This is a genomic window from Neisseria sp. P0021.S007, assembly GCF_051956855.1.
On the sequence record NZ_JBQCXA010001176.1, the window covers coordinates 1 to 521 of the forward strand.

At 52.2% G+C, this 521-nt stretch carries 1 protein-coding gene; it reads right to left on the reverse strand.

Annotated elements, in window-relative coordinates; all coding sequences use genetic code 11:
- Positions 1 to 474, reverse strand: a 474-nt coding sequence (locus tag ACTHUR_RS18140) for a dihydrofolate reductase (RefSeq protein ID WP_440400148.1), incomplete at its 3' end; no start/stop codon positions are given.
- Positions 475 to 521 lie beyond the last annotated feature (47 nt).

Genomic DNA, 521 nt, shown 5'->3' on the forward strand with positions numbered 1-521 from the left:
CACATAATGCACAAACGCGTATTCGATGCCTTTGGCGGAAACATGGTTTTCCCGAGAGGCTTCTTGCCATGTTTCTGTGGAAAACTCAGGAAAAAACGCATCGCCGTCCACATCCAAACCGACTTCGGTCAAACGCAAATCCGTGGCAATCGGCAGGGCTTGTGCATAAATTTGAGCGCCGCCCATGATGATGACTTCTTCAGCCCCCTGACACAAAGCCAGCGCATCTTCCAAAGAAGCCGCCGTTTGCGCACCTTCGGCCTGATAATCTTGGCGGGTGATGACGATATTTTGACGGCCGGGCAGCGGTTTGCGCGGCAGAGATTCCCATGTTTTGCGGCCCATAATGACGGGTTTGCCGGTGGTGTAGGATTTGAAAAAGGCAAAATCCTCGGGCAAATGCCAAGGCATAGTGTTGTTGATGCCGATACAGCGGCGGGCGGCGTAGGCGGCGATAAGGGTGATTTTCGGCATGATGAAGTCCGTTTGCAAAATAAAATGATTATAGCGGAAGGGAGGCT